A 15,870-nucleotide genomic window follows, 5' to 3' on the forward strand; every position below is an offset into this window, starting at 1 on the left:
CCGCATGAAGCAAGCGGAAGACCAGACAACCCAACCCCCGGCCCTGATCATTGCCGGACCGACCTGTTCGGGCAAATCTGCTCTCGCACTTGCGGTGGCGAAGGAACTGGGCGGCACCATTATCAATGCGGATTCCATGCAGGTGTACAAGGATCTGCATGTGCTAACCGCCCGCCCGAGTGCGGCGGATGAGCAGGCTGTGCCGCATCGCCTTTATGGTGTTTTGCCCGCAGCGGAAAAAGGCAGCGTGGCCTGGTGGCGCACGCAGGCGCTTGCCGCCATGGAAGAGGCATGGGCTGCGGGCCGCCTGCCCATTCTGTGCGGTGGCACCGGAATGTACATGCGCGCTTTGACTGATGGGCTGGCGGAAATTCCCGATTGTGGGGAAGCCGCCCGGACGGAAGCCCGCACACTGGTGGCGGAAGAAGGTGCCCCCGCTCTGCATGCCCGGCTGGCGGAGGTTGATCCTGAAATGGCAGCCCGCTTGCAGCCGGTTGATTCGCAGCGTGTCTCCCGTGCGTGGGAAGTGTGGCGGGGCACGGGTCGGAGTCTGGCATGGTGGCAGGCTCAGCCGGGGCTGCCGCCTGCGCCGTGTCGGTTTGTTGCCCTGCGCCTGTTGCCACCCCGGCCAGAACTGCGGGCGAGAATCGCTCTGCGGTTTGAAGCCATGATGCAGCATGGCGCGGTGGAAGAAGTGCGTTCTTTATTATTACAAAAACTGGACCCAGCCCTGCCAGCCATGCGGGCGCATGGCGTGCCGGAGCTTGCGGCCATGTTGCGCGGGGAGATGCCCGAGGAGGAAGCAGCGCGCCTCGCGACCCTTGCAACGGGCCGTTACACGCGGCGTCAGGCCACGTGGTTTGCGCATCATGACCTGACAAAACCCGGTCTGACGTATGATCTTGATACGTGCATAGCTGGGTTTGAGAAATTTTCGGAAAGAAAACGATGCGAAATTATTTCTTTTATTCTTTCTGGGATTGACGGTTGCCAATGGGTTCCCTAAAGATGCGGCCCAGCCCCTCCATGGGAGAACAGGATAAGATGACACCGCAAACCGCCTCTTCAGCACCCGATGCACAGAAACCGCAGACCCTTCCGGGCGCGGAAGTGCTTATGCGCGCGCTAGATGAGCAGGGTGTGGAGGTTATTTTCGGCTATCCCGGCGGCGCAGTGCTGCCGATTTATGATGCCCTGTTCAAACAGAACCGTATTCGCCACGTGCTGGTGCGGCATGAGCAGGCTGCCGTGCACGCAGCGGAAGCCTATGCCCGCTCCACCGGCAAGGTGGGCGTTGTGCTGGTGACGAGCGGCCCCGGCGCCACCAATGCGGTGACCGGCCTGCTGGACGCCCTGATGGACTCCATTCCGCTGGTCTGCCTCTCCGGGCAGGTGCCGTCTTCCCTGATCGGGAATGATGCGTTTCAGGAAGCCGACACCACGGGCATTACCCGCCCGGTGACGAAATACAATTATCTGGTGCGCCGGCCGGAAGATCTGGCTCCTGCGGTGCATGAGGCGTTTACGATTGCCCGCTCTGGCCGCCCCGGTCCGGTGCTGATTGATCTGCCCAAGAACATCACGGTGGGTGATGCCCCGTATCTTGCCGCCAGCCAGACGCCGATGCGCGTTGCCAAAGGTACGGCTGAGCCGGACCGCGAGGCCGTAAAGCGTGCCGTTGCCGCCATGAAAAAGGCGCGTCGTCCGCTGTTTTATACGGGCGGCGGCGTGATCAACGCTGGCCCGAAGGCCTGTGAGAACCTGCGCAAGCTGGTGAAGCTGACGGGGTTCCCCATCACCTCCACACTGATGGGCTTTGGGGCCTATCCGGGGAACGATAAGCAGTATCTGGGCATGCTGGGCATGCACGGCATGTACGAGGCCAATCTGGCCACTCATGGCTGTGATGTGCTGATTGCTCTGGGCAGCCGGTTTGATGACCGCGTGACGGGCCGGGTGGATGCGTTCTCCCCGGATTCCTTCAAGATCCATGCCGATATTGATGCCTCCCAGATCAACAAGATCATCCCTGTAGATCAGCCGATTGTGGGCGATGCCGGGCGGATTATCGAAATGATGATCGAAGAGTGGGAAAAAGAACCCGCTTACGCGCATCAGGCCGATCTCGCCGCATGGTGGGAGCAGATTGAAGCATGGCGCGCGCTGGACTGCCTGCGGTTCTCGCAGGATCAGGCCCCGGATGCCGTCATCAAGCCGCAGCAGGCTATCCGCCGGATTTATGAACTGGCGCGTGAGACGGGCCGGGATACGTATGTCTCCACCGAAGTTGGCCAGCATCAGATGTGGGCAGCCCAGTTCTTCCGGTTTGATGACCCGAACCGCTGGCTGACGTCCGGTGGTCTCGGCACCATGGGCTATGGCCTGCCCGCAGCCGTTGGCGCGCAGATTGCGCACCCGGAAGCTCTGGTGCTGGATATTGCCGGTGAGGCTTCTACCCTGATGAACATTCAGGAACTGGGCACCATCGCGCAGTATCGCCTGCCGGTTAAGCTGTTCATTATCAACAACCACTATATGGGCATGGTGCGCCAGTGGCAGGAACTGCTGCACGGGTCTCGCTATTCCGAAAGCTATAGTGATGCCCTGCCGGACTTTGTGAAGCTGGCGGAAAGCTTCCATGCCAAAGGCCTGCGGGCCACACGGATGGAAGAGCTGGATGACACCATTCGTGCGGCTCTGAACCACGATGGCCCGGTGGTTGTGGATCTGTGCGTGACGGAAGGGGAAAACTGCTTCCCCATGATCCCGTCCGGTGCGGCGCATAATGAAATGATCCTTGGTCCGGACCAGGAAGAACGCGGGGCGAAGGTCACGCGTGAGGGCATGATGCTCGTCTGATTGCTCCTCTTTCCTTCTTTGCCGTGTGCAGCGCACGGCTTGTTCTGGCGTGTTTTCAGGAAATTTTTCAATGCAGCAGGAAGCTCCCGGCTCTGCGGTCATCTCTCTTCTGGTCGATAATGAAAGCGGGGCACTCGCCCGTATTGTCGGCCTGTTCTCCGGCCGCGGCTACAATATCCGCAGCCTGACGGTGGCTCCGGTGGACGAGCATGGCAAGCAGTCCCGCGTGAATATTGTGACCACCGGCTCTCTGGCCGATATCCGGCAGATCAAGGCACAGGTGGAGCGGCTGGTGCCGGTCTCCCGCGTGGCGGATCTGACGGCGGATGGCCCGCACGTTGCGCGTGAGATGGCGATGATCAAAGTCGTCTCCTCTGGCGAACCCCGTACCGAAGCACTGCGCATTGCGCAGGCGTTCCGGGCGCGGGCGGTGGATACAACGGCCTCGTCCTTCGTGTTCGAGCTGACGGGGTCTACCGACAAACTTGACAGTTTCATCGAGCTGATGCGTCCGCTTGGGCTAGTTGAGGTCTCCCGTACCGGAGTCGCCGCAATCTGCCGCGGCCCCCAGACGATTCAGTCCCTCTGAAGGTGAAAGAGCAGAGTGTTCGCGCTCTGACAGAATAAGGAAGAAACGATATGACAATGCGTGTGTATTACGACCGCGATTCTGACGTGAATCTGATTAAATCCAAAAAAGTTGCTGTTATCGGTTACGGCAGTCAGGGCCACGCCCACGCCAACAACATGAAAGACAGCGGCGTTAAGGATATCGTGATCGGCCTGCGTGAAGGCTCTTCCGCGATTGAAAAAGCACAGCAGGCTGGCTTTACGGTTATGACGCCGGACAAAGCCGCTGCATGGGCTGACGTTGTGATGGTGCTGACGCCGGATGAAGGGCAAGGCGCTCTTTATAAGGAGTCTCTGGAAAAGAACCTGAAGCAGGGTGCCGCTCTGGCATTTGCTCATGGTCTGGCCATCCACTTCCGCATCATTGAAGCCCGCCCGGATCTGGACGTGTTCCTGATCGCTCCGAAAGGCCCCGGCCACACGGTGCGTTCTGAATACCAGCGTGGCGGCGGCGTGCCCTGCCTCGTGGCAATTGCTCAGGACAAGTCAGGTTCCGCTCTGGACATCGCTCTGTCCTACGCATCTGCTATTGGCGGTGGCCGTGCAGGCGTGATCGAAACCAGCTTCAAGGAAGAAGTTGAAACCGATCTGTTTGGTGAGCAGGCTGTTCTGTGTGGTGGTCTGGTTGAGCTGATCCGCGCTGGCTTTGAAACGCTGGTTGAAGGCGGTTACGCCCCGGAAATGGCTTACTTCGAGTGCCTGCACGAAACGAAGCTGATTGTGGATCTGATTTATGAAGGCGGTATCGCCAACATGAACTACTCCATCTCCAACACGGCTGAGTATGGTGAATATGTGTCCGGCCCGCGCGTGATTACGCCGGAAACCAAGAAGGCCATGAAAGGCATTCTGACGGACATCCAGAACGGCACGTTTGTTCGTAACTTCATTCTGGAAAACCAGTCCGGCAACGTTGGCTTCAAGGCAACGCGTGCGCACAACGATGCCCACCAGATTGAAGCTGTTGGCGCAAAACTGCGTGGCATGATGCCGTGGATTGCAAAATCCCGTCTGGTCGACAAAACCAAGAACTAAGAAGACAACCAGCTTCTGGTTTGCTTCAAAAAAAGGGCCTGTCGGTTAATCCGGCAGGCCCTTTTTTATGCCTTAAGGCAGGCTGGGGCTGGTTTCTCCCAGAAAGATGCTGGCCTCATCCGGACGCCATTCCCCGGTATTTTCGTCCCGCCCTTGTAGCACAAGGCGCGGGGTTGCGGTGCCGCGCTGTTTAACGGCTTCTTGCAGGAACGGCTGCATGTCCGCAGTCTGTTTGCGATTAATCAGGCAGCACAGCCGGGTTTCCGGAAAAGCTGAGAGCAGGTGGCCCGAGCTGTCTTCCCCCGCAAAAATAATCAACGGCGGTTGTTTGCGGTGGGCCAGATGAGTGCGGAGGATTGTGGTTTTGCCCACCCCGAACGGGAACGGATAATTCGCTTCCTCCGTCGTGCCATACAGCTTTTTACGCTGGGTGAGGCGCGCGCCAAAAATATGCTCGCGGCGTAAATTGTAGCCATATTCTGCTGACGTTGCGAAAATGGCGACGCTTTCTTCCAGCGAGGATGTGCAGATGACCGGGTCGATGCCCTGTTCCTGCAAAATTTGGAACAGGTCCGCCATTTCCGGCGTCAGGCGGAGGGCCTGCGTGATGGTCACGCTCAGTGGGCCGGTTCTGCCGGGACGGCTGGCCGGGCTTTTCCATGTGACGCGCTCAATGGATTGGCCAAGCGCGCTCTCATTAGCCGCACGGGTGAGGGCGACCACATCCTGCACGGTCTGGCCTGCCAGCAGGCGGATCAGCCCGCGCTGGGCCACTTCTTCCCCGTGTATGGCGCGTAAGGCCTGATGATACAGCGCCATTCTGGCCCGGAAGGCCTGCAGGGCTGGATCATCCGCCAGTTCTTCACGCGGCAGCGGGTGCGGCATATGGCCGTAATGCGCGGCAAGAGCGCGGTAGTCTTCCAGAATATCCTGTATCAGCTCAGAAAAAATAATGGGCTGACCAGCGAGGTTTTTAAACGGGGCTGGGAGAGGATGCTCTGAGCCACCGACGTGCAGAAGATGCCGGAACTGCTCGGCTGGTAGCAGGAAGCTGAAATGCTCCAGCATGAAGTGGAAGAGGGTTTCCTGCACGTTACCGACAATCGCGGTCTCGTCCCAGTCAAACACCGCATAGGGGCGCTGGTTGGCATCATACCCTTCGGAATAGTGGCCGTGTGCGTCCATCACGCTTTGCAGGGCAGCCCGTGTGGCGGGAGCCCACTTTAGGACTTCCAGCGTTGGAGGCGGCACATCTGAGGTCATGATGGGCGTTGAAGCCCGAGCAATGCGCGGGGCGGCCAGCAGGCCGGTCAGGCCAAGACCAAAAGAGCGGCGGGAGAGAGACGGCAACATACGGTTTCCGGACTGTCGAACACTGATTTGATCAAAACTGATGGGAAGAGTGCCTGATGTTCCGGGGGCTGTCACGGCCCGAAAGCTGGAAAGTGTTTAATCTGGAAAGTGCGAGGGAACTGGTGGGCAGGAGCTAAGCACACGCTTCGTGCAGGCGGGGGCACGCCGTGTTCCAGATGTGCCGTATGGGAGCCAGAAAGGCAGCCGTTAGAGGCGAGGCATGAGGGGTGCAGAAGAGCACAGCGTTACGCCAGCATCTTGCAGTCTGGTGAGGGTTGGCGTGAGGTCTGAAGCAATGCCCTGGCAGGCGTCTGTAATGACCACCGTCTGAAAGCCTGCCGTCCGGGCATCCAGCGCGGAAGCCTGCACACAGTAATCAAGCGCCAGTCCGCACACAAAAACCCGGGTCATGCCGTGATGCTGCAACAGGGTGGCCAGTGATGTTCCCTGCGCGTCCGCACCGCCAAACGCGGAGTAACTGTCCTGATCGGTCTGCGTGCCTTTGAAGACGGCCAGTGTGTTGGCCGGCAGGGGCAGGTCAGCGGCCAGTGCAGCACCCTGTGTGTGTGCGATGCAATGGGGCGGCCAGTCGCCAGCCGGGGTCGCTGTTTTAAAAGAGACGTGCTGCGCCGGGTGCCAGTCCTGCGAGGTGACAATCAGGCCAAAGGGGAGCCGGAGCAGTTCTCTAATAACAGGCAGAATGGCATCGCCTTCCGGCACGGCGAGCGCGCCGCCGGGCAGAAAATCATTCTGCACGTCAATAATCAGCAGCGCGTCAGATGGGCCGGGGGTCAGTCCTGCCGTATCGGATGCGGATGTGTGCAGAAGAGGGTGGGAGCCTGATGTCATGGGACACATCCTCTTCTGCTCGAGCCTTGATGGGCTTTTAGGCGTTTCCGGGAACCAGACGGGAGAGAGCGCGGGCGCGGCCAATCAGCGGCAGAAGGTCGCTGAGTTCCGGGCCATGTTCCTCACCTGTCAGTGCCAGACGCAGGGGGCGGAACAGAGCTTTGCCGGAGCGGCCTGTCTGCTCACGCAGGGCGGTCGTCCAGCCTTTCCAGGTTGTGGTGTCCCACGGTTCCGCAGGCAGCAGGTCAGCAGCTTGCTTCAGGAAGTCCTGTTCGTCTTCCTGCACGGGCGGGATCAGCGTGCCATCGGTCACGGTGTGCCACAGGCGTGCTTCGGACAGCAGATCGAGATTGCCGCGGATGGCCAGCCAGAAGGCTTCGGTCGCGCCTTCCGGCAGACGGTCCTTCACGGCGTCAAACGGAAGCTGGCCCAGCAGCTTGTGGTTGAGCCCCAGCATCTGGTGCGTGTCAAAGCGCGCAGCAGAGCGGGAGATGTGGGAAATATCGTACACCGCAGCCTGCTCGGCAAACGGCAGCAGAACCGGATCATCCGAACTGCCGAGGCGGGCCAGATAGGAAATCAGTGCTTCGGCCTCAATACCATCCTGCCGCAGGGTGCGCAGAGAGAGCGCATCAAAGCGTTTGGAAAGCTTGCCGCCGTTTTCATCCAGCAGCAGCGGCAGATGGGCAAAGCGGAAATGGTCCGGGCGGGCGCCAAGGGCTTCTGCAATATCCAGCTGCACGCCGGTGTTGGTCACATGGTCTTCGCCACGGATGATGTGGGTGACGTCTGTTTCCAGATCATCCACCACAGAGGCCAGTGTGTAGAGCACGGTGCCATCGGTGCGGACCAGAACCGGGTCGGACACGGATGGGAGTTTGACCTGACAGTCGCCCATCACCAGATCGCGCCAGCGAACAACAGTATCAGACAGTTTGAAGCGCCAGTAAGGCACCTTACCGTTGGCTTCTGCGGAGGCACGCTGCTCTGGCGTCAGCTTCAGCATGGCGCGGTCATAGACCGGGGCGCGACGCTGGCGGATCTGCGTTTCCCGCTTGGCGGCGAGTTCATATTCGCTTTCAAAGCAGGGATAGAGGCGGCCAGAGGCCTTCAGCTTCTTGATGGCCTGCGCGTAGCGGTCCAGCCGCTCGGTCTGGCGGAAGGTTTCATCCCACGTAATGCCCATCCACGTCAGATCCGTGCGGATGGCCTCAACGTGGCTCTCGCGGGACCGCTCTGTGTCCGTATCATCAATACGGAGCTGAAAGCTGCCACCGTGGCGGCGGGCAAACAGAGCATTAGCAAGAGCAAGACGGGCATTGCCAACATGCAGCATGCCGGTGGGGCTGGGCGCAAAACGAAGCTTCATGGGGTCTCTATGCCGTGGGCAGAGGCGAAATACCAGCCTCCGCCAGATTTAGAATGGGTTTAGTGGAAAGAAGGCTCTTCCGGCTCGCCGGGCAGGTTCTCGTCGGCGTCTTCATCTTCCACCAGACGCCGGGGGTCGAGGGCGCGCCAGTCGCGTTCCATCGGGGTAGCGCGGGTGGCCGCAAAGTCATCCAGCTCGTTGGCGGAAGACCAGCCACTGTCTCCGGCATCAATCACAAGGGCGTCTTCCCCAAAGCTCATCCAGGCTGTCAGCACATCTTTCGCGGAGGAGCCGGGCATGCGGCACCGCTCCACGCTGTCCCGCACATAGGTGCGGGCAAAGGCGTTGGCATGGGCCAGATCATGAAAGCCGCCAACTTCTTCAGAAATATTATCTTCCGCACCGCCGGACAGATCCAGAATGCGCACGCGCCACGTTTTGTCCTCAGGGGAGGGGGTGTCCGTCATGCCTCTTTGCCTTTCTGTGTCTTCTGTGCGGACGGGAGCAGAAACTCACGCCCGATTTTTACGCGTTCCACGCCGTTATAGGAGACAATATCGGCTGTGGCGTAGGTTTCGTTCCATCGGTCAGGGATAAAAGATCCGGTGCCGACAATATCAATGGGTGCCCGCGCATCCGCCATACAGGCACATTTGGTCACGCCAAAGCCGGAGGATGCGATGATCTTCACCTGCGGGAAGCCCGCCTCATCCAGCGCATCCCGCATCCGCCACACCGCGGCCGCTGAGACACCGGTGCCAATCAGATAGCGGAGTTCGGAGTCTGAGCGATAGCGGCGTAACGACTCCGGGGCGTGCCGGTCCAGCACCGCGTAGGAGAGCTGCGGATTCAGCCCTTCCAGAAAGCGGCCGCCGTGGGTGTCCAGCCGCATGGCCAGACGCCCCTCTGCCGCAAGGTGCGGGAAGCGACGGCAGACGGCCAGCGCATCCGTAATTTCCTGCCCGAAATAGTCTACCAGCACGACCAGCGTCGCATCGGGATACATCTCGTGGAACATTTCCGCCGCGCGCACGGTGGAGCCCGCATAGCCAATAAGGGCGTGCGGCATGGTGCCTGCGCCGTCTTTGGTGCCGAAAAAGGGCGCTACGGCATCATTCGCGGTACCGACAAAGCCCGTCGCACCATCGCGCTGTGCGGCACGGCCACCGACGGAAGCGGCATAGGCCATGAGTTCCTGCATCTCGAACCCGGCGCAGTGGCGGGCATCCATGGCCAGAAATCTGGTCTGAGGCAGGGAAATAGCAATCTGATAGGCCCGATGCGCCGCAACGCATGGGCTGCCAAGCTTTTGCAGCAGCAGCGTTTCAAGGTCTGCCAGATGGGTGAAGGAGCCGGTGATATAGACCAGCGGCTCACCCGCGCCGACCCAGTCGCCTTCCGGGTGGATCAGATCAACCGAATAGGGGCTGTTACGTTCTGCCATGACGTTTTTCAGCCATTCCAGCATCAGCCCCGGTGCGGAAATGACCGGACGGCGGATGAAGAAGGCATACGTCACCTGACAATCGCCAAAATGGGAGACAATTTCCCGCGTGCGATTGAAGTAGGAATCTGTCCGCGCATGAATGGTCGCGTCGGGCAGCGGGGCCGATGTGTAAGCCGTTGTCAGGCCGGGCGCATCCGTGCCCTGGGGGGAATGCGTCATACTCTCAGCGCTCCGTTCCGGTTTTTGGTGCACGGATGATGGTCTGTTCGGAGGGTGCGGTAAAGGCACCCCCCCGGTTCTGTGATCACAGACCAGTCAGTCAGGTTTTAGCGTTTGCCGGTCAGCTCTTCCGCCAGCAGGAAGGCGATTTCCAGAGACTGTTCGGCATTCAGGCGCGGGTCACAGAAGGTCTCGTAGCGGCTGCCAAGATCATCTTCTGTCAGGCAGTTTGCACCGCCCACGCATTCCGTCACGTTCTGGCCCGTCATTTCCAGATGCACGCCACCTGCATGCACGCCCTCAGCCTTGCTGACATCAAAGAAGCCTTTGATTTCCTTCATGATGGCATCAAAGGAACGCGTCTTCACCTTGTGGGAGGTGGAGATGGTGTTGCCGTGCATCGGGTCTGTCAGCCAGGTCACGGTGCGGCCCGTGCCTTTCACAGCGCGCATCAGCTGCGGCAGGTGGTTGCCCAGCTTTTCAGCACCCATGCGGGAGATCAGGGTAATGCGCCCGGCTTCATCCTGCGGGTTGAGGATTTCCAGAAGCTGTTCCAGATCATCAATGCTGGTGGTGGGACCAACCTTGATGCCGATGGGGTTGCGCACGCCGCGCAGGAATTCCACATGCGCGCCGTCCGGCTGGCGGGTGCGGTCCCCAATCCACACAAAATGTGCAGAGCAGTCATACCATTCGCCAGACGTGGAATCGATGCGGGTGAGCGCCTGCTCATAAGGCAGCAGCAGCGCTTCATGCGAGGTGTAGAATTCTGTCTCGTCCACCTGCGGGGCGGAGGCGGCATCAATGCCGCAGGCCTGCATGAAGGAGAGGGTCTCGCCAATCCGTTCGGCCATAACGCGGTAGCGGTCTGCCAGCGGGGAGCGTTCCACAAAGCCCAGATTCCAGCGGTGCACTTCATGCAGGTTGGCATAGCCACCGCGAGAGAAGGCGCGCAGCAGGTTCTGAATACCGGTGGACTGGAAGTACCCAGTTTCCATGCGCAGCGGGTCCGGGATACGGGCTTCCGCCGTGAATTCCGGTCCGTTGATGATGTCGCCACGGTAGGACGGGAGCGTCACATCACCCTGCTTTTCCGTGTCGGATGAGCGCGGTTTGGCAAACTGGCCAGCCATCCGGCCCAGTTTGATAACCGGTACTTTGGCACCAAAGGTCAGCACAACCGCCATCTGTAGCAGAACGCGGAAGGTGTCGCGCACCACATCGGCCTTGAATTCACCAAAGCTTTCCGCACAGGCACCGCCCTGCAGAACAAAGGCTTCACCCTTGGCGGCTTTTGCAAGCTGTGCGCGCAGGCGGCGCACTTCACCGGCAAATACCAGCGGCGGGTAGGAACTCAGGCGGCCTTCAACCGCTTTTACCGCATCCTGATCCGGATAGGTGGGCATCTGCCGGACTGGAAACGACCGCCAGCTATCCGGCATCCAGGCTTTAGACGTCGGGTGGGGCTGGTTGAGCGAGGCACTCATGGGTCGATCCTGTCTGTTCATACTGGAGATAAAAAAGGGAAGGCCTGATGGAAAAAGGAAGGGCCTTACACGTTCAGTAAGCGTGAAGGGGTGCCTTTATGTCTAAAACCGCCGCAATACGCAAATTTTCTTAAGGGAAAATGGGATCGTTCTTTAATGACTGCAATACGTATTGCGTATAGGGAATGGCGCCCGTGTGGCTGGCGTATGGCTGTTCCGGAGGTGAACCGGAACGGCAGACTTCCAATGTTTCCAGCATGATAGCTCTGGTCTGGCTGGTGGCGGTCCGCAGAACAGGATGAGATCAAAGCTGATTGGATTTTTTTGCGGGTTGGTGCGATACTGAGAACTTGTCGCCCGCGCCAGTGTCTCTGAGTGCAGGTTATGGTTCATTTCTTTCGCGGGGTGACGCGCAATGGCGCAGCTGCGTAAACCATCTTTACTTCTGCTCACCGGGCTTTGCCTTGGTTTCAGTCTGGCAACCGGTCTGTCCGCTGCTCATGCTGATCCGGCGCTGACGCCTGATGACAATATTTCCTTCGGGGATGACGCATCGTCTCAATCCGGCAAGAAATCTGCCGAAAAGAAGACTGTGCATGGTCACCGTAGCCTGCCGCCGGGTTATCAGGATGCGCCGTCCATGGAATTCAACCACGGTGCCGACCCTGACCATCTGGCAAAAGTGCACCGTGATGCCGTGACGGGTTCTGACCTGTCCCGCTATGGCTCTGCGTATGAAAGCAGTGGCCCTTATGGCTCCGGCCAGCTCGGGGATTCCACCGGGAACGGCTGGGTTACGCCCCGCTAATCTGGTGGTGGCGTGAAGCCTGCCTGCAATTAAGGATTGCGGGCGGGGCTTCTAGTCCTCTTCCACGACGGCCACCGTGGTCTGACCACTGGTTAAATCCTGAATACGATGTGTGATCATCTCCTGCTGTTCCACTGGCAGGGTGAGCACAATCTGTGCGCCCGTGCTGTCAAACTCAGGTGGCGCACTCTCTGTGCCCGTCCAGTCCTGCATGCGGGCCTGTATGAGGGACAGAAGCGAAAACGGGCAGTGAAAACTGAGCCGGATACGCTCAATCAGCTCTTCTTTCGGGGCTTCCCGCAAACATTCGGCTGCTGTGCCGCCATAGGCGCGCACAAGGCCGCCCGCGCCTAGTTTGACCCCGCCAAACCAGCGGGTGACGACAATGGCGACCAGATCCAGCTTTTGCGCTGTAATCATCTGTAAAATTGGCCGGCCTGCCGTGCCGGAAGGCTCGCCGGCATCATGGCAGCGGCAGTGGGGTCCAACCTGCCAGGCCCAGCAATGGTGGGTGGCGTCCGGCTCTGCTGCGGTAATGGCTGAAATAAACGCGTTTGCGTCTTCAATAGTGTGCACAGGTGCAGCGTTGGCCACAAACCGGCTTTTTTTGATCTCCCGTTCCAAGGTGTACGGGCCGGTGAGTGTTTCCGTCATGGCGCGCATGATAAAGGGCCAGCCAGAGGGCCGACAAGGGCCGCTCAGGCGAAAAATCGGACGTTTTAAGAGCATATGCCGTGTCGTGCATGCGATGCATGAACGATAGGTGCGGGCAGGCGTTGTTTGTTCACCCTTGACCTCCCATCTTGAAAGGGACGACTTCAGGCCGGCCCTGCACCGGATGGGGAAGAATGGAATATGCCAGACCTGCCAGACCAGGACTGAAACGGAGACATAATCTGTATGAACGAGTCCGTGATGCGCGTGATCAACGCCATGAGCCGCTCTGAGTTTGTTGCGACATTCGGGTCTGTTTTTAAGGACGCGCCCTGGGCGGCGGAAGAAGCCTATGAATGCCGGCCTTTTTCAGACGCCTCTGCCCTGAAAAGCACGATGATGGCCATGGTTCGGGGCGCGCCGGAAGATGCGCGTCTGCGGGTTCTGCGTTCCTACCCGGGGCTGGAGAGTGTGGTGGCTGTGGCCTCTCCGCGTGCGCAGATTATTTCCGGCTCAACCGCGCCTGCGGGGCTGGACCAGTTGTCTCCTGAAGAATTTGCGCAGTTCCGGTCCCTGAACAAATCGTACCATGAACGGTTTGATATGCCCTTCATCCTTTATGCCGAGGGAAACACGGCAGAGGGCGTGATGAAGCTGCTGGAACAGCGCCTGCGGCATGAACCGGAAGTGGAAGAGGCGATTGCGTTCCGGGAAGTCGGGCGCTTTGCAGACCCTGAGTTTGAAGCCATTTTCCTCAAGCTGGCCGCTAAAGCGAGCGACTAACCAGCAGAACAGCCTCCGGGCGGTTGTGTGTGGCGGGGGCGTGCTATGGCGCTCCTGCATTGCCTATCGGGTAAAAACCGGGCAAAGATCGGCAGTCTTGAGGCAGTTTGCGACGCGGGAGGTCAACGCGCTATGGCACAGTGGTTCCGTAAAGGGTGTGTTCTGTTTGCTGGTCTGTGGACTGTCGCTTTGCCAGTGCTGACAGTCTCTCCCGCTCTGGCGGATGATGATGACGGTGAGGAAGAAGGCCATAAAGGCCCGGACATGCACCATCTGGCAGCCAAGCCTCCGCTGCCGCGTGCTCATAAAGATTTTAGCAAGTTCCGTTTCCGCCCGGCAGGGGACAAGGTGCAGGAGCAGCCTGACGCCAACCGCCTGCTGTTCTGGACGCAGGACGGCAGGCCCGATGGTTATGCCGAACGCCGGGGGAGCAGCATTATTTATTACAATGCACAGGGGCAGGCCATTCGCGTGCAGCGACTGGAAGCGTCCGAACTGGCAGACTGAACTGCTTACTGAGGCGTAGTCAGATCCAGAATGGAGGCTGACGTTTCCTCAATGGAGCGTCGGGTCACGTCAATAACCGGCCAGTTATGGTGGCGGCACAGGCGGCGGGCCCAGCGCAGTTCTTCCTGCACTTTTTCAAGATCAATATACGCATAGTCCGCTGAGGGCTCGATGTGGCGGCTGTTCGGCATCATCTGGGAAAGACGGGTCCGGCGGATTTCAATCAGCGTTTCCGGGTCAATCGTTAGCCCAATGACGGGGCATTTCAGCTTGAAAAGGTCAGCTGGTGGCTCAATGCCCATCACCAGTGGAATATTGGCGGCCTTGATGCCGCGATTGGCCAGATAGAAACAGGTTGGCGTTTTGGAAACGCGTGAGACCCCAACCAGCACCAGATCAGCATCATTCAGGTCATCCGTTTCCTGACCGTCATCATGGGCCAGCACATAATGCATGGCCTCAATCCGCTGATAATAGTTCTCGTCCATAATATACTGGCCGCCGGGATGGCGGGTGGCGGTCTCGCCTGTTTCCTCGGTGAGGAACGTCACGGCATTATCCAGAACGTCCAGCAGACGTACCTGAAGGCTGGCGCAACCGGCTTCCATATCGGCCTGCAAGGCCGGGTCTGTCAGGGAGGACATGACTGGCCCACGGTCCAGCGCGATATGGCGCAGAACGCGACGGAGCTGGAGGCGTGAGCGGATCAGGTTCCAGTGGCGTAGCCGGACATCGGTGTTGGGAAACTGGGCAATACAGGCCCTTGCGACAGCATCCAGCGTCTGGCCAGTGGCTTCAGAAACAAGATGAAGGGTTATGGTATTTTGCTGCATGTCTGGTCACACAAGGCCGTGGCCGCCCCCCCCTGTGAAGGAGGGCGGCCACGCTTTTGTTGTTCAGGCTTTGACAGCTTTACGCGCAGCCAGAGCGGCCTGTGCGCTCGCCAGCCGCGCGACGGGTACTCGGAAGGGTGAGCAGGAGACGTAGTCCAGACCAACGGATTCAAAGAACGAGATGGAGAGCGGGTCACCACCATGTTCCCCACAGATGCCCAGCTTGATATCCGGCTTGGTGGCCCGGCCTTTTTCAACGCCCATACGCACCAGAGCGCCAACGCCTTCCTGATCAATGGAGATGAAGGGGTCCTGCGGGAGCAGCCCTTTTTCCACATATTCAGGCAGGAAGGACCCGGCATCATCACGGGAAAGGCCGAGTGTGGTCTGCGTCAGATCATTGGTGCCGAAGGAGAAGAAGTCAGCGCTTTCCGCAATCTTGTCCGCCGTGATGGCTGCACGCGGCAGTTCGATCATGGTGCCAATGCGATAGTCGAGCGTTGCATTCTGCTCTTTCAGAACGGACGCAATCACGGCTTCACTGGCTTTGCGGACCAGATCCAGCTCGGCTTTGGTGCCGACCAGCGGGATCATGATTTCCGGGATCACCGCCTTGCCCGTTTCCTTGGAGACGGCCAGAGCGGCTTCCGTAATAGCCCGCACCTGCATGGCGTAGATTTCCGGGTAGCTGATACCCAGACGGCAGCCACGATGCCCCAGCATCGGGTTGGATTCGGAAAGCGCTGAGCGACGCGCGCGCAGAGCTTCCACATCCTGCCCAAGAGCTTTCGCCACGTCTTTCAGTTCGGCTTCCCCATGCGGCAGGAACTCATGCAGCGGCGGGTCCAGCAGACGGATGGTGACCGGCAGCCCCGCCATGATGCGGAACAGAGCGGCAAAGTCATCCCGCTGGAACGGCAGCAGCGCACCGATCGCTTTGGCGCCATGATCGAACTGCCGCGTGCAGCCATCACGGCGGACAAGATTGCGGAAAGCGCTGACTTCTTCTCCTTCGGCACCAATGATCTGACGCAGAC

16 protein-coding genes are annotated in these 15,870 nt (G+C 59.5%); 7 read left to right on the forward strand and 9 right to left on the reverse strand.

Features of this window, described 5'->3' with window-relative positions:
• Positions 1 to 4: 4 nt before the first annotated feature.
• From miaA to ilvC, 4 genes are all read left to right on the forward strand, one after another.
• On the forward strand, positions 5 to 1,006 hold the full coding sequence (miaA, locus tag AD930_RS03410; RefSeq protein WP_061505120.1) for a tRNA (adenosine(37)-N6)-dimethylallyltransferase MiaA: 1,002 nt from the start codon (positions 5 to 7) through the stop codon (positions 1,004 to 1,006).
• Between the two features lie 38 nt (positions 1,007 to 1,044).
• The gene (gene ilvB / locus AD930_RS03415) at positions 1,045 to 2,859 is read left to right on the forward strand and encodes a biosynthetic-type acetolactate synthase large subunit (RefSeq protein ID WP_244150480.1); all 1,815 of its coding nucleotides are present in this window, start codon (positions 1,045 to 1,047) and stop codon (positions 2,857 to 2,859) included.
• A gap of 70 nt (positions 2,860 to 2,929) precedes the next feature.
• Positions 2,930 to 3,448 (forward strand): acetolactate synthase small subunit, encoded by a 519-nt coding sequence (gene ilvN, locus AD930_RS03420; RefSeq protein ID WP_043553636.1) that lies wholly within the window; start codon positions 2,930 to 2,932, stop codon positions 3,446 to 3,448.
• A gap of 56 nt (positions 3,449 to 3,504) precedes the next feature.
• On the forward strand, positions 3,505 to 4,524 hold the full coding sequence (gene ilvC / locus AD930_RS03425) for a ketol-acid reductoisomerase (protein ID WP_043553718.1): 1,020 nt from the start codon (positions 3,505 to 3,507) through the stop codon (positions 4,522 to 4,524).
• Positions 4,525 to 4,596: 72 nt separating this feature from the next.
• On the opposite strand, the gene AD930_RS03430 is transcribed toward ilvC, so the two are convergent.
• From AD930_RS03430 to AD930_RS03455, 6 genes are all read right to left on the reverse strand, one after another.
• A complete protein-coding gene (locus AD930_RS03430) occupies positions 4,597 to 5,877 on the reverse strand; it encodes a hypothetical protein (protein ID WP_061505122.1) in 1,281 nt (426 codons plus the stop codon).
• Between the two features lie 207 nt (positions 5,878 to 6,084).
• Positions 6,085 to 6,726 carry a nicotinamidase gene (locus tag AD930_RS03435; protein WP_082781675.1) on the reverse strand — a complete coding sequence of 214 codons (642 nt, stop codon included), beginning with the start codon at positions 6,724 to 6,726 and terminating at the stop codon, positions 6,085 to 6,087.
• 37 nt (positions 6,727 to 6,763) lie between these two features.
• Positions 6,764 to 8,095 (reverse strand): glutamate--tRNA ligase, encoded by a 1,332-nt coding sequence (gltX, locus tag AD930_RS03440; protein WP_061505123.1) that lies wholly within the window; start codon positions 8,093 to 8,095, stop codon positions 6,764 to 6,766.
• Positions 8,096 to 8,154: 59 nt separating this feature from the next.
• Positions 8,155 to 8,562: a hypothetical protein gene (locus AD930_RS03445; RefSeq protein ID WP_061505124.1), complete on the reverse strand. Its 408-nt coding sequence runs from the start codon at positions 8,560 to 8,562 to the stop codon at positions 8,155 to 8,157.
• Entirely contained in the window at positions 8,559 to 9,761 is a 1,203-nt protein-coding gene (locus AD930_RS03450) for a nicotinate phosphoribosyltransferase (RefSeq protein ID WP_081894549.1), read from the reverse strand. The genes AD930_RS03445 and AD930_RS03450 overlap by 4 nt, the downstream gene beginning before the upstream one ends.
• A gap of 107 nt (positions 9,762 to 9,868) precedes the next feature.
• Entirely contained in the window at positions 9,869 to 11,248 is a 1,380-nt protein-coding gene (locus AD930_RS03455) for a class II 3-deoxy-7-phosphoheptulonate synthase (RefSeq protein ID WP_061491141.1), read from the reverse strand.
• A 415-nt stretch (positions 11,249 to 11,663) separates the two neighbouring features.
• Between AD930_RS03455 and AD930_RS03460 the strand changes: the two genes are divergently transcribed.
• Complete coding sequence (locus AD930_RS03460) at positions 11,664 to 12,056, forward strand: hypothetical protein (protein ID WP_043553642.1); 393 nt, start codon at positions 11,664 to 11,666, stop codon at positions 12,054 to 12,056.
• A gap of 51 nt (positions 12,057 to 12,107) precedes the next feature.
• On the opposite strand, the gene AD930_RS03465 is transcribed toward AD930_RS03460, so the two are convergent.
• A complete protein-coding gene (locus AD930_RS03465; protein WP_061491144.1) occupies positions 12,108 to 12,710 on the reverse strand; it encodes an IMPACT family protein in 603 nt (200 codons plus the stop codon).
• A gap of 246 nt (positions 12,711 to 12,956) precedes the next feature.
• On the opposite strand from AD930_RS03465, the gene uraD reads away from it, so the two are divergent.
• Positions 12,957 to 13,493 carry a 2-oxo-4-hydroxy-4-carboxy-5-ureidoimidazoline decarboxylase gene (gene uraD, locus AD930_RS03470; protein ID WP_052404072.1) on the forward strand — a complete coding sequence of 179 codons (537 nt, stop codon included), beginning with the start codon at positions 12,957 to 12,959 and terminating at the stop codon, positions 13,491 to 13,493.
• A gap of 132 nt (positions 13,494 to 13,625) precedes the next feature.
• The gene (locus tag AD930_RS03475; protein WP_052404073.1) at positions 13,626 to 14,000 is read left to right on the forward strand and encodes a hypothetical protein; all 375 of its coding nucleotides are present in this window, start codon (positions 13,626 to 13,628) and stop codon (positions 13,998 to 14,000) included.
• 5 nt (positions 14,001 to 14,005) lie between these two features.
• Here the strand turns inward: AD930_RS03475 and AD930_RS03480 are convergent, their stop codons facing one another.
• The gene (locus tag AD930_RS03480) at positions 14,006 to 14,833 is read right to left on the reverse strand and encodes a pyruvate, water dikinase regulatory protein (protein ID WP_043553643.1); all 828 of its coding nucleotides are present in this window, start codon (positions 14,831 to 14,833) and stop codon (positions 14,006 to 14,008) included.
• A 63-nt stretch (positions 14,834 to 14,896) separates the two neighbouring features.
• Positions 14,897 to 15,870, reverse strand: a 974-nt coding sequence (locus tag AD930_RS03485) for a putative PEP-binding protein (RefSeq protein WP_456303499.1), incomplete at its 5' end; no start/stop codon positions are given.

The sequence above is a fragment of the Acetobacter malorum genome (assembly GCF_001580615.1).
Taxonomy (GTDB): Bacteria; Pseudomonadota; Alphaproteobacteria; order Acetobacterales; family Acetobacteraceae; genus Acetobacter; species Acetobacter malorum.

Coding starts and splice junctions, on each gene's coding strand:
- AD930_RS03465 (WP_061491144.1), bottom strand. CDS start 12,710: ATGACGGAAACACTCACCGGCCCGTACACCTTGGAACGGGAGATCAAA.
- AD930_RS03435 (WP_082781675.1), bottom strand. CDS start 6,726: ATGACATCAGGCTCCCACCCTCTTCTGCACACATCCGCATCCGATACG.
- AD930_RS03460 (WP_043553642.1), top strand. CDS start 11,664: ATGGCGCAGCTGCGTAAACCATCTTTACTTCTGCTCACCGGGCTTTGC.
- AD930_RS03475 (WP_052404073.1), top strand. CDS start 13,626: ATGGCACAGTGGTTCCGTAAAGGGTGTGTTCTGTTTGCTGGTCTGTGG.
- ilvN (WP_043553636.1), top strand. CDS start 2,930: ATGCAGCAGGAAGCTCCCGGCTCTGCGGTCATCTCTCTTCTGGTCGAT.
- AD930_RS03480 (WP_043553643.1), bottom strand. CDS start 14,833: ATGCAGCAAAATACCATAACCCTTCATCTTGTTTCTGAAGCCACTGGC.
- uraD (WP_052404072.1), top strand. CDS start 12,957: ATGAACGAGTCCGTGATGCGCGTGATCAACGCCATGAGCCGCTCTGAG.
- miaA (WP_061505120.1), top strand. CDS start 5: ATGAAGCAAGCGGAAGACCAGACAACCCAACCCCCGGCCCTGATCATT.
- AD930_RS03455 (WP_061491141.1), bottom strand. CDS start 11,248: ATGAGTGCCTCGCTCAACCAGCCCCACCCGACGTCTAAAGCCTGGATG.
- AD930_RS03450 (WP_081894549.1), bottom strand. CDS start 9,761: ATGACGCATTCCCCCCAGGGCACGGATGCGCCCGGCCTGACAACGGCT.
- gltX (WP_061505123.1), bottom strand. CDS start 8,095: ATGAAGCTTCGTTTTGCGCCCAGCCCCACCGGCATGCTGCATGTTGGC.
- ilvB (WP_244150480.1), top strand. CDS start 1,045: ATGACACCGCAAACCGCCTCTTCAGCACCCGATGCACAGAAACCGCAG.
- AD930_RS03430 (WP_061505122.1), bottom strand. CDS start 5,877: ATGTTGCCGTCTCTCTCCCGCCGCTCTTTTGGTCTTGGCCTGACCGGC.
- ilvC (WP_043553718.1), top strand. CDS start 3,505: ATGCGTGTGTATTACGACCGCGATTCTGACGTGAATCTGATTAAATCC.
- AD930_RS03445 (WP_061505124.1), bottom strand. CDS start 8,562: ATGACGGACACCCCCTCCCCTGAGGACAAAACGTGGCGCGTGCGCATT.